Source organism: Franconibacter daqui, from assembly GCF_014644275.1.
Lineage (GTDB): Bacteria > Pseudomonadota > Gammaproteobacteria > Enterobacterales > Enterobacteriaceae > Franconibacter > Franconibacter pulveris.
This window is the reverse complement of the sequence record NZ_BMKJ01000001.1, coordinates 61,188-72,221: the sequence shown is the minus strand read 5'-3', so window position 1 is coordinate 72,221 and position 11,034 is coordinate 61,188. Positions and strand designations below refer to the sequence as shown.

General features: G+C 61.6%; 13 protein-coding genes. 5 read left to right on the top strand and 8 right to left on the bottom strand.

The features are described 5' to 3' along the window. Positions 1-7: 7 nt before the first annotated feature. From IEX01_RS00380 to IEX01_RS00365, 4 genes are read right to left on the bottom strand one after another with little or no spacing between them, the layout of a single operon-like run. Positions 8-379 carry a response regulator gene (locus IEX01_RS00380; protein ID WP_024557743.1) on the bottom strand — a complete coding sequence of 124 codons (372 nt, stop codon included), beginning with the start codon at positions 377-379 and terminating at the stop codon, positions 8-10. Between the two features lie 46 nt (positions 380-425). Beyond that, positions 426-680: a XapX domain-containing protein gene (locus IEX01_RS00375; protein WP_024557742.1), complete on the bottom strand. Its 255-nt coding sequence runs from the start codon at positions 678-680 to the stop codon at positions 426-428. Positions 681-682: 2 nt separating this feature from the next. After that, complete coding sequence (locus tag IEX01_RS00370; protein WP_024557741.1) at positions 683-913, bottom strand: DUF1427 family protein; 231 nt, start codon at positions 911-913, stop codon at positions 683-685. Positions 914-963: 50 nt separating this feature from the next. Continuing rightward, the gene (locus IEX01_RS00365) at positions 964-1,653 is read right to left on the bottom strand and encodes a hydrolase (RefSeq protein WP_024557740.1); all 690 of its coding nucleotides are present in this window, start codon (positions 1,651-1,653) and stop codon (positions 964-966) included. Positions 1,654-1,985: 332 nt separating this feature from the next. On the opposite strand from IEX01_RS00365, the gene IEX01_RS00360 reads away from it, so the two are divergent. From IEX01_RS00360 to IEX01_RS00345, 4 genes are read left to right on the top strand one after another with little or no spacing between them, the layout of a single operon-like run. Beyond that, entirely contained in the window at positions 1,986-3,860 is a 1,875-nt protein-coding gene (locus tag IEX01_RS00360; RefSeq protein ID WP_024559855.1) for an amidohydrolase, read from the top strand. Positions 3,861-3,865: 5 nt separating this feature from the next. Continuing rightward, on the top strand, positions 3,866-4,291 hold the full coding sequence (locus IEX01_RS00355) for a DoxX family protein (RefSeq protein WP_024557738.1): 426 nt from the start codon (positions 3,866-3,868) through the stop codon (positions 4,289-4,291). Further along, on the top strand, positions 4,275-5,918 hold the full coding sequence (locus IEX01_RS00350; RefSeq protein ID WP_188723068.1) for an MFS transporter: 1,644 nt from the start codon (positions 4,275-4,277) through the stop codon (positions 5,916-5,918). Before IEX01_RS00355 ends, IEX01_RS00350 begins: the two co-directional genes overlap by 17 nt. 27 nt (positions 5,919-5,945) lie before the next feature. After that, on the top strand, positions 5,946-6,767 hold the full coding sequence (locus tag IEX01_RS00345) for an alpha/beta fold hydrolase (RefSeq protein ID WP_024557736.1): 822 nt from the start codon (positions 5,946-5,948) through the stop codon (positions 6,765-6,767). A gap of 146 nt (positions 6,768-6,913) precedes the next feature. Here IEX01_RS00345 and IEX01_RS00340 read toward each other — a convergent pair whose 3' ends face one another. After that, on the bottom strand, positions 6,914-7,438 hold the full coding sequence (locus IEX01_RS00340) for a GNAT family N-acetyltransferase (RefSeq protein WP_229701793.1): 525 nt from the start codon (positions 7,436-7,438) through the stop codon (positions 6,914-6,916). A 160-nt stretch (positions 7,439-7,598) separates the two neighbouring features. On the opposite strand from IEX01_RS00340, the gene IEX01_RS00335 reads away from it, so the two are divergent. Further along, entirely contained in the window at positions 7,599-8,015 is a 417-nt protein-coding gene (locus IEX01_RS00335; RefSeq protein ID WP_024557734.1) for a CopD family protein, read from the top strand. Between the two features lie 48 nt (positions 8,016-8,063). Here the strand turns inward: IEX01_RS00335 and eitC are convergent, their stop codons facing one another. From eitC to eitA, 3 genes are read right to left on the bottom strand one after another with little or no spacing between them, the layout of a single operon-like run. Then, on the bottom strand, positions 8,064-8,822 hold the full coding sequence (gene eitC, locus IEX01_RS00330) for a siderophore ABC transporter ATP-binding protein EitC (RefSeq protein ID WP_024557733.1): 759 nt from the start codon (positions 8,820-8,822) through the stop codon (positions 8,064-8,066). Further along, positions 8,819-9,859 (bottom strand): FecCD family ABC transporter permease, encoded by a 1,041-nt coding sequence (locus IEX01_RS00325; protein WP_373289674.1) that lies wholly within the window; start codon positions 9,857-9,859, stop codon positions 8,819-8,821. Before IEX01_RS00325 ends, eitC begins: the two co-directional genes overlap by 4 nt. A 5-nt stretch (positions 9,860-9,864) precedes the next feature. Then, entirely contained in the window at positions 9,865-10,872 is a 1,008-nt protein-coding gene (eitA, locus tag IEX01_RS00320; RefSeq protein ID WP_024561015.1) for a siderophore ABC transporter substrate-binding protein EitA, read from the bottom strand. Positions 10,873-11,034 lie beyond the last annotated feature (162 nt).

The window sequence follows — 11,034 nt, the reverse complement described above, 5'->3', positions numbered from 1 at the left end:
GCAATCCTCACGCAGCGAGTTCCCGGCGAATGTATTCCAGCAGCGTATCAATATTGATGGGTTTGTGTAAAAACGCGACGGCGCCGCAGCCGAGGGCGTAGCGCTGCATATTTTCATCGCCGTGGCCGGAGATAAATATCACCGGCGGCGTGGCCGGTTGCAGGATGAGGTTTTGGTAAAGCTCAAGGCCGCTCATGCCGCGCAGTTTAACATCGAGAATGAGCAGGGAAGCCTCAGCCAGCGCCGCCTCGTCATTGAGAAACGCCTCCGCGGACTCGAAGGCGCAGGTATCGTAACCCTCCGACAGCAGAAGATTGCTAAGTCCGCTGCGAACGGAGCGTTCATCGTCAACAATGACAATGCGTGCTGACAGCGTCATGCTGTTGTCCTCGGTCTGGGCTCACGCGACGGTGAGCGGCGCTCCTTCAGGGTGCTTTTTTGTCTTGCGCAGGCGGAGTGCCGCTGATTTTGGGCACGCATTCATGACGAAACCATGCCAGTGTAACCGGTTGACGGTTAAGCAGCCGTCGGCCTACCGGAATAAGCTGTTCACCCACCAGCATGCCGAACAGCCCCAACAGCGCGATGACCGGAGGTGCGGGCGAATGAACCTGCATTGCGCCGTAGATGACACCCGCCAGAAGACCGGTCACCAGGGAAACAAGATAGGATTTCAACATAGTCAGCCTGTCCGTGTATAGCCCGACGCGGGGTTCGCCGTCTGAGAAGGCGCGGCCTGCGAGGCGCGCGGCTCGTTATGCGAGACGAGCGCGGAAGTGATCTGCTCGCCAACCAGCATCCCCAGCAACCCCACCAGCGCGATGGCGGGGGGCGCGGGAGAGCGGACTTTTAACAACGCATAGACGAGGCCGATCAACACGCCCGCGCCAAGAGAGATAAGCCCTGTGCTCATGGGGTTCTCCATAAAAGGGGAAAGGCTGGCGCGCGGCCAGCCCTTTCGTCTTATTTGTTGGCCGGAACCGGTGCCAGGGTGTGGTGAGAGCCTTTGGCGCGGGCTGGCGCTTTGTGCACCATGGTGTAGGCGTAATCCACGCCCATGCCGTAGGCGCCGGAGTGCTCTTTCACGATGTCCATCACCGCGTTGTAGGTCTCTTTATGCGCCCAGTCGCGCTGCCACTCCAGCAGCACCTGCTGCCAGGTGACCGGAATAACGCCCGCCTGGATCATGCGCTGCATGGCGTAGTCGTGCGCCTCTTTGGAGGTGCCGCCGGACGCATCCGCCACCATGTAAATCTCATAGCCGCCCTCGAGCATGGCGCACAGGGCGAAGGTGTTGTTGCACACCTCAGTCCACAGGCCGGACACCACCACTTTTTTCTGGCCGTTTTTCGCCAGCGCGTCGCGCACTTTCTGGTCGTCCCAGGAGTTCATGGAGGTGCGCTCAAGAATGTCGTGTTCCGGGAAGACATCCAGCAGTTCCGGGAAGGTGTTGCCGGAGAAGCTTTCGGTTTCCACGGTGGTGATGGTGGTGGGAATGTTGAAGACTTTAGCCGCTTTCGCCAGGCCAACGACGTTGTTTTTCAGCACCTGACGGTCGATAGACTGCACGCCAAAGGCCATCTGCGGCTGCTGGTCGATGAAAATCATCTGGCAATTCTGAGGAGTCAGTACTTCAAGCTTAGTGTTGGTCATGAGAATACCCATAGTCGTTAAGTAGCAAGTAAACCGCGAAAGAGAAAGCGGAAGGAAACTGACAGTGACCGGGGTATCGCTCATCTGGCGTAACGCTTTCGCCGGTCCGGCCCGAACGTCGCTGTCGGGACGGATAGTAAAAGTCCTTTTCCGGCAGAACTATTATCTCTGTGTATAACTATACGTTCGTATACCTATACCTTCGTATAACTAGACGCCGTTTTCTCCTGCTGAACATAATCCCGCCAGCTTCGATGCTCTGCTGCGCCAGGGCACACCATCTTACCGTCCGGCGGCGCGCCGCCTTTTGGACGTCACAGACAGGAGGAATTATGGTTTCGCTCGGTAAAGCAGAGCTGATTTTACTCAACGGCAAATTTCACACCGTGGACAGGGAGAACCCGCTCGCCGAGGCGGTCGCCATCCGCGACGGCAAGTTTCTGGAAGTCGGCAGCGAAGCGGACGTGATGCAACACCAGGCCGAAGGCACGAAAATTATCGACCTCAAAGGCAGCACCGCCATTCCCGGCCTTAACGACTCGCACCTGCACCTGATTCGCGGCGGGCTGAACTACAACCTGGAGCTGCGCTGGGAAGGAGTGCCTTCACTTGCCGACGCGCTGCGGATGCTAAAAGCGCAGGCGCTGCGCACGCCTTCGCCGCAGTGGGTGCGGGTGGTGGGCGGCTGGTCGGAGTTTCAGTTCGCCGAGCGCCGCATGCCGACGCTGGATGAAATTAACGACGCGGCGCCCGACACGCCGGTATTTATTCTTCACCTCTACGACCGCGCCCTGCTTAACCGTGCGGCGCTGAAAGTGGTGGGCTACACCAAAGATACGCCTAACCCGCCGGGCGGCGAGATCCAGCGCGACAGCAACGGCAACCCCACCGGCATGCTGATAGCCCGTCCGAACGCCATGATCCTCTACGCCACACTGGCTAAAGGGCCGAAGCTGCCGCTGGAGCAGCAGGTCAACTCCACCCGCCAGTTTATGCGCGAGCTAAACCGCCTGGGGCTGACCAGCGCCATCGACGCGGGCGGCGGTTTCCAGAACTACCCCGATGATTACGAGGTCATCAGCGAGTTGCATGCCAAAAAGCAGATGACCGTGCGCATCGCTTATAACCTCTTCACCCAGCGCCCCGGCCACGAACTGGAAGATTTCGAAAAATGGACCGACATGCTGACGCCGGGCCAGGGCAGCGATTTCTTCCGCCACAACGGCGCGGGGGAGATGCTGGTCTTCTCCGCCGCCGACTTTGAAGATTTTCTCGAGCCGCGCCCTGATCTCGCGCCGGGCATGGAGGATGAACTGGAGCGCGTGGTGCGCCATCTGGTCGAGCACCGCTGGCCATTCCGCCTGCACGCCACCTATAACGAATCGATAAGCCGCATGCTGGATGTCTTCGAGAAAGTGAACCGCGACATTCCGTTCAACGGCCTGCACTGGTTCTTCGACCATGCCGAAACGGTAACCCAGGCCAACATCGACCGCATTAAAGCGCTGGGCGGCGGCATCGCCGTGCAACACCGCATGGCGTTCCAGGGCGAGTACTTCGCCGAGCGTTACGGCATGGAGGCGGTGCGCCACACGCCGCCGGTGGCGAAAATGCTGGAAACCGGCGTGCCGGTGGGCCTTGGCACCGACGCCACCCGCGTCGCCAGCTACAACCCGTGGACCGCGCTCTACTGGCTGGTTTCCGGGCGCACCGTCGGCGGCATGCAGATGTATGACGTCAACGCGCGCCTCGACCGCGACACCGCGCTGATGCTCTGGACGCAGGGCAGCGCCTGGTTCTCCAGCGAGCAGGGCAAAAAGGGGCAGATTAAAACCGGCCAGCTCGCGGATCTCGCCGTGCTGAGCAAAGACTATTTCCGCGTGCCGGAAGAGGAGATCAAGGGCATCGAATCGGTGCTGACGGTGGTGGGCGGCGACGTGGTTTACGCCGCCGGCCCTTTCAGCGCGGAGGCGCCCCCTTCCCTGCCGGTACTGCCGGAATGGTCGCCAGTGGTCAACGTGCCGGGCCACTACCGCAGCGCGCCGGTGCAGCAAAGCCGCGTGGGAATGATGCCCGCCGCGCACCATTGCAGCGGTCCGTGCGGCGTACACAGCCACCAGCATGACGTGGCGCGCCGCTCCTCCGTTCCGGTTTCAGACGATAACGCCTTCTGGGGCGCGCTCGGCTGCAGCTGCTTTGCCTTCTGACGCCTATGAAAAGTTCATCGGCTGTGCCGCCCCGCGTTGATGCGGGGCTGTTCTTCCTGCGCCTCACCGGCAGCCTGCTTTTGCTTTACGTGCATGGTCTGCCGAAGGTGATGCATTTTGGCGAAGAGCTAACCCGAATTGAAGATCCGTTCGGCCTGGGACCGTGGGCGAGCCTGCTGCCCGCGATTTTCGCGGAGGTCATCTGCCCGGTCTTTATCATTCTCGGCGTCGGCGCGCGGCTCGCCTGCCTGCCTGTCATCGGCGTGCTGCTGGTGGCGATGCTGGTGGTGCATCCTGGCTGGAGCATCGCCGAAGGGCAGTTCGGCTGGCTGCTGCTGATTATCTTCACCACGCTGGCGTTAACCGGCCCGGGCCGCTGGCGGCCCGGCCTCACCCAGACACGGGAGCTGCCGTATGGCGCAGGTAAATGATATCCACGCAGCGACGGCGCAAGCCGCCGCACCGCACCCGGCGACCGCCTCCTCCTGGCAGCCGCTGCGCAACCGCGTCTTTCGCATGCTGTGGATTGCCACGGTGGTCTCCAACATCGGCTCCTGGATGAACGACGTGGGGGTGAACTGGACGATGCTGACGCTCAGCGCCGACCCGCTCTCCGTGGCGCTGGTCCAGGCGGCGAGCAGCCTGCCGATGTTTCTGTTCGCCCTCCCCTCCGGGGTGATGGCGGATATCGTCGACCGGCGCAAGTATTTGCTCTTTTCGCAGCTCTGGGTGTTTATCGCCGCCGCCGGGCTGACCCTGCTGTCGTTTACCGGCTACGTCACGCCGGGCGTGCTGCTGGTGGCCGCGTTCCTGCTCAGCGCAGGCGCCGCCATGAGCTCGCCGCCGTTCCAGGCCATCGTGCCGGATCTGGTGGAGAAAAGCGAACTGGCGCCCGCCGTGGCCCTGAACTCGCTTGGCATTAATATCAGCCGCGCCATCGGCCCGGCGCTGGGCGGGTTTATCCTCTCTCTAGCCGGGCCGTGGGTGGTGTTCGCGCTGAATGCGCTCTCCGTGCTGGGCGTGGCGTGGGTGCTGTACCGCTGGAAAGCGGAGCCGAACATTCAGCGGCTGCCGCCGGAGCACTTCTTCCCCGCCGTGCGCGCCGGGCTGCGTTACGTTCACGCCGCCCCTGTGCTGCGCAACGTGCTGGTGCGCACCGTGGCGTTTTTTATCTTCGGCAGCGCCAGTTGGGCGATGCTCCCGCTGGTGGCGCGCCGCGAGCTGGGCCTCGGCCCGGGCGGTTACGGCGTTCTGCTGGCGTTTATCGGGCTGGGCGCGATTTGCGGCGCGGTGGTGCTGCCGCGCCTTCGCCGCCATCTCAACCCGGACCGGCTGATGGTGGCGACCAGCCTGCTGTTCGCGGCAAGCACGCTGGCGCTCGCCTTCGTGCGTCATTTCTGGCTGCTGAACGGGTTTATGTTCCTGACCGGCTTCGCCTGGATTGCGGTGCTCTCCACGCTCAACATGGGCGCGCAGCGCAGCGCGGCGAAATGGGTGAAAGCGCGCGCGCTGGCGGTTTATCTCACCGTCTTTTTTGGTTCGATGACGGTAGGTAGCGCCATCTGGGGGCAACTGGCTTCGCACTTCAGCATTCCGTTTTCGCTCTGCGTGGCGACGGTGGGCATGGTGCTGGCGAGCGCGACGACGCTGCGCTGGCGGCTCAATGAGAACCCGGACCTGAACCTCGACCTGCGCGACGTGGATAACCGCGCCCGCGAGATGGACGTGTCGCTCGACCGGGGTCCGGTGATGGTTATTTATGAGTATCAAATTGATGAGGACGACGTGTATGACTTCGTGGTCGCCATCCAGGAGATGCGCCGCGTACGCCAGCGCGGCGGCGCGCTGAGCTGGTCTGTGTATGAAGATATTCAGCGCCCCGGCATGTTTATGGAGACGTTCGTGCTCGGCGCGTGGATAGAGCATCTGCGCCAGCAGGAGCGCCATACGGTGAATGACCTGCTGCTCATCGGCAAGGTGCAGGCGTATCACCGGGGCGGGGAACCGCCGGCAGTTCGCTATCTGATAGCGCCCATTACATCAACATCACACCCTTAAGCCTTTTACTCACATTGAGGATTTGTTATGAGCACGATTAAGACGCAGGATGGCACTCAGATCTATTACAAAGACTGGGGTTCAGGCAAACCGGTACTCTTCAGCCACGGCTGGCCGCTGGATGCGGATATGTGGGACAGCCAGCTGAATTTCCTGGCCGAGCGCGGCTACCGCGTTATCGCCTTTGACCGCCGCGGCTTTGGCCGCTCCGACCAGCCGTGGGAAGGGTATAACTACGATACGTTCGCCTCTGACATCAACGATCTTATTAATCACCTCGACCTGAACGACGTGACGCTGGTGGGCTTCTCCATGGGCGGCGGCGACGTGACGCGCTACATTGGCCGCTACGGCAGCGCCCGCGTCAACGCGCTGGTGCTGCTGGGCGCAGTGACGCCGATTTTCGGCAAAGCCGCCGACTACCCGCAGGGTGTGGATCAAAGCGTGTTTGAAGGCATTCGCGACGGGCTGCGTAAAGACCGCGCCCAGTTTATTAGCGACTTCTCCACGCCGTTCTACGGCCTTAACGCCGGGCAGACGGTCTCTCAGGGCGTGTTGACCCAGACGCTGAACATTGCGCTGTTGGCCTCGCTCAAGGGTACCCTTGACTGCGTTAGCGCTTTCGGGGAAACCGATTTCCGCCAGGATATCGCGAAAGTCGACGTGCCGACGCTGGTTATCCACGGCAGCAATGACCAGGTCGTGCCGTTTGAAAGCACCGGCAAAGTGGCGGCGGAGATGATCCGCGGCGCGCAGCTTACCGTGTATGACAACGCGCCGCACGGCTTTGCCGTGACGCATCAGGATCGGCTGAACGAAGACCTGCTGGCCTTCCTGCAGTCGCTGTAACAACCCGGGGAAAACGTCCCCGTCGGATCTTCATCATTTTCGCTGTCTTCACAGCGCTGGCTTTCTGTCCCACCCGCGCGCCGCCTGGCGGTACGCGGAGCAAAGCCTGTTGCCGGTTACCCTCTGCGTAGGGGTAACCGGCTTTTTTATGGCTGGCGCTGAGCGAGGCTGAGCCGCATCGCGCAGCGCGTGTCATACGCGAAACCATGCGCCGCTTCCGCCAGCAGCACCGCTTTGAGGCGCGCATCAAGCTCGCTTTCTTCCAGCACGCGAAACCCGGCCCGCTCATAGAAAGGCTGGTTCCAGGGGACGTTTCTGAAGGTCGTTAGCGTCATCGCCGTCACCCCCTCTTTTTGCGCATCGGCGATGGCCCGGTTTAACAGCGCCCGCCCTACACCGCGGCCCTGTATGGCGCGCGCCACCGCCAGCCCCTGAATATGGCTTTCGCTTCCCCGCCGTTCTGCGATGAAAAAACCCACGGGGCTGTTTTGCTCATCCACGGCCACAATCGAATAGCCGTCGTTAATCCGCTTTCTGTGCTCGTCCTCAGACCAGCCGCCGTCCCGGGCAACCCAGGCGAGTTCCGGCAGCGTCAGGAACGCCTCATCTGCCGCGCTTTCCACCGCAGGCAGCAGCGGCACATCCTCCGGCGTCGTTTTTCTTATCAGCAACGTTATCTCCTTGTGCAATGAAGCGCACTGTCAGGCCGCGCGCTGTGTTAAAACTATAAACAGAATGAATGGGCGAACGCTGTCGTCAAGCCATACCGCCCCTCGCACCGCTTTTTATTGTCCCTTGTGAAGCAACTGTCGTCATTTTTAAGGAGTGATTATGAACCTACACGCGTGGCTGAACGCCCTGCATATTATCGCCGGCATGCTCTGGGTTTTCGGCCTGCTGCTAATGGCTTTCGCTTATACGGTGGCGGCGCGCAATCTGCAAGGCCACGGCGCGCTGCTGGAAGGGGTGCGCCGCTGGAGCAGGCAGGTGACTACGCCGTCGATGATTGTGCTGTGGGTGGCGGGCGTGGTGATGCTGGTGATGTACGGCCAGTTTCCCCACGCGTGGCTGGTGCTGAAGATTGTCGTGGTGGTGGCGCTCTCGGCGCTGCACGGCCTGCTTACCGGGGCGCTGCGCCGTCTTAACAGCGGCGAGCGTTCGCGCTTTACCTGGCTTAGCCAGACGCCTGCGCTGCTTATCGTTGCAGTCATCGTCATTATCGTGCTGGCGATCGTCCGGCCGTTTTAAGCGCCCGCGTTGCGAAAAGGCGTCCGTCACCGGTCGGACGCCCGCTGCTTAAAGAAAGTGAATATGCTTTTTGCCGTGGTAGGGCGAAACTTCAATGCGGGTCTCCACATGAAACACCTCCCGCAGCATCGCTTCGGTCAGCACCTCGTCGGGCGTGCCGCTCGCGACGACCTCCCCTTTCAACATGACGATAAGCGCGTCGCAGAACATGGCGGCATGGTTGAGATCGTGCAGCGCCACGATGCTGGTGACCGGCAGCGCGCTTATCAGCCGCATCAGTTGCATCTGGTGGTGAATATCGAGATGGTTGGTCGGCTCGTCCAGCAGGATCTCTGAAGGCGACTGCGCGAGCGCCCGGGCGATATGCACCCGCTGGCGCTCGCCGCCCGACAGGCTCTGCCAGCCCTGCTCGCTGCGATCGCGCATCTCAACCCGCTCAAGCGCGGCGCTGATAATCGCCTCGTCCTCCTGTGTCCAGGAGGAGAGCGGCGAGTGGTGCGGTATGCGTCCAAGCTTTACCACGTCGCGCACGCGAATATTCGCCTCCGTCATGGTGTGCTGTTCAACAAAGGCGACCCGCCGCGCCACGCTTTTCTTCGCCATGCCGGCGATATCGCGCTCATCAAGCAGCACCCTTCCTGCGCAGGGGCGGCGCAACCCGGCGAGGATGCGCAACAGCGACGATTTTCCCGAACCGTTCGGCCCCAGCAAACCCAGCGTCTGCCCGTTTTTCACCTCAAGCGAGACGTTGTTGACGATACATTTTTTCCCGGCGCGCCAGGAGATATTTTCTGCGCGAATGCTCATGCTGCGGTCCTTGAGCGGTATAAAATCACGGCGAAAAACGGCACGCCGACCAGCGCGGTAACCACCCCGACGGGCAGGCTCTGCGGGGCGATAGCGGTGCGCGAGACAATGTCCGCCAGCACCATAAAAATGGCACCCATCATGGCGCACGCCACCAGCAGCGTGCGGTGCAGCGGGCCGAAGAAGTAGCGCATCACGTGCGGCACCACCAGCCCGACAAAGCCTATCGACCCCGCCATGCTGACGATGGTTGCGGTCATCAGCGCGGTTACGGCGAAGAGCATCAGGCGCACATAGCCCACCGGTATGCCGAGCGACGCCGCGGCGTCATCGCCAAAAATAAACGCATCGAGCGCTTTGGCGTAGTAGAGGCAGACCGCAAGCCCCAGCAGGACCACGACCAGCACCAGCTGAAACTCCGGCCAGCGCACGCCGCTGAAACTGCCCAGCAGCCAGAACATCACGTCACGCGCCTGCTGCGCGCTGGCGGAGGTGCTGATGGTGTAAGCGGTAATGGCGTTGAAAAGCTGCGACGCGGCGACGCCAGCCAGAATGGTTCGCTCATTGCCGCCCCGCGCGCCGTTGGTCAGCACGGCCACAAACAGGAAGGCGAGAAACGCGCCGGTGAAAGCGCCCGCTGAGAGCGACACCGCGCCGGCTCCCACGCCCAGCACCACCACTGACACCGCACCGGTGGACGCGCCTGCGGAAACCCCCAGCACATACGGCTCCGCCAGCGCGTTTTTCAGAAGGCTTTGCAGCACCGCGCCGCAGATGGCGAGCCCGGCGCCGCTGCAGGCCGCCACCAGCGCGCGGCTTAAGCGGAAATCCCAGATAACGGTTTCATGTATGCGGTTCAGCGGGATAGCGGTAAGCCCCAGCCGGTTAGTGATGGCAAGGAGGGTGGTCTTAAGCGGAATGGAAAGCTCGCCCACCCCGACGCCAAAGGCGATAACCAGCCCGAGCAGCGCCGCCGAGGCGAGAAACAACCCCAGCCGCTGCGCCGTTTTCCGCGTCTGATGCGAAACCGCCGCCATCGTCATTATTTCAGCCCCAGTTTCTCAAGCTGCCCGGCCACCTGCTCCGCGCCGTACAGGGTGCGGATGGTGGGGTTCATCGCCTGGCCGTCCATCACCACGATGCGCCCTTTTTTCACCGCCTCAAGCTGGCTGACCGCCGGGTCGCTTTTCAGGAACTTAATTTTCTCCTGCGCGTTATCAAGCGCCCAGCGGTTACGGTCGAGGTTCGAGACCACAATCACATCCGGATTGGCGGCGATAATGCTCTCCCAGCTTACCGTCGGCCATTCGCTGTCAGACTGTATGGCGTTCTTACCGCCAAGCAGGCTCGCGATAAAGCCCGAGGCGCTGTTTTTACCGCCCACATAGGCGTCTGAGGAAGGTGAAGCGCTGGAGAACCAGAACAGGTAAGTGGTCTCTTTGCCGGCGTGGCCGAATTTCTCGCGAAGCTTACTTTCACGGGCTTTGAAATCGGCTATCAGCGCCTTGCCCCGCGCTTCGACGTTAAAGATGGTCGCCAGCTCTTCTATCTCCTGATAGAGCCAGGACATGTTCCACAGCTCGCTGCGGCTGCCGTAGATATCGCCGGTGTTCTTTTTCGTGACGCAGACGCCGGGCGAAAGGTAGCTGTTTATTCCCACCGCCGCGAAATCTTCGCGCTTCGCCACTTTGCTGTCCGGCCCCAGCAGCAGCGGCAGCTGCGCGGCGACAAAATCAGGCGACTGCGCGAGAATAGATTCAAGCGTCGGGATCTCCACCGTCAGCACCTTAACCTTTTCGTTCTGCTTCGCAAGCGCTGGCAACACTTTCGTCGGCCAGAAAGCGCTGGCGACCATTTTGTCCTCAAGCCCCAGCAGCAGCATTATCTCTGCGGTGTTCTGTCCCAGGGCGACCATGCGCGCCGGGGGCTGTGTAAAGGTGACTTTCTCGCCGCAGTTTTCAAGCGTCAGCGGATAGACTGTCGCAAGCGCCGCGCTGCTGCCTGCCATCAGAAGCCCTGCCGCCAGCAGCAGCGTTTTTACCCTTCTCATCATTAACCTTTCTTTTTTTATAAGCTGTCACCCACGCCTGCGCCCGTGCCGGAGCAGACCCTGACCACCCGGCCTGCACGCTCGTCGCTGCATTTTCTGCGGCCAGGCCGTTCGCTGCGACGATGTAAATGAAACTCATTCGTAGCGAATGAGCGGTTATAC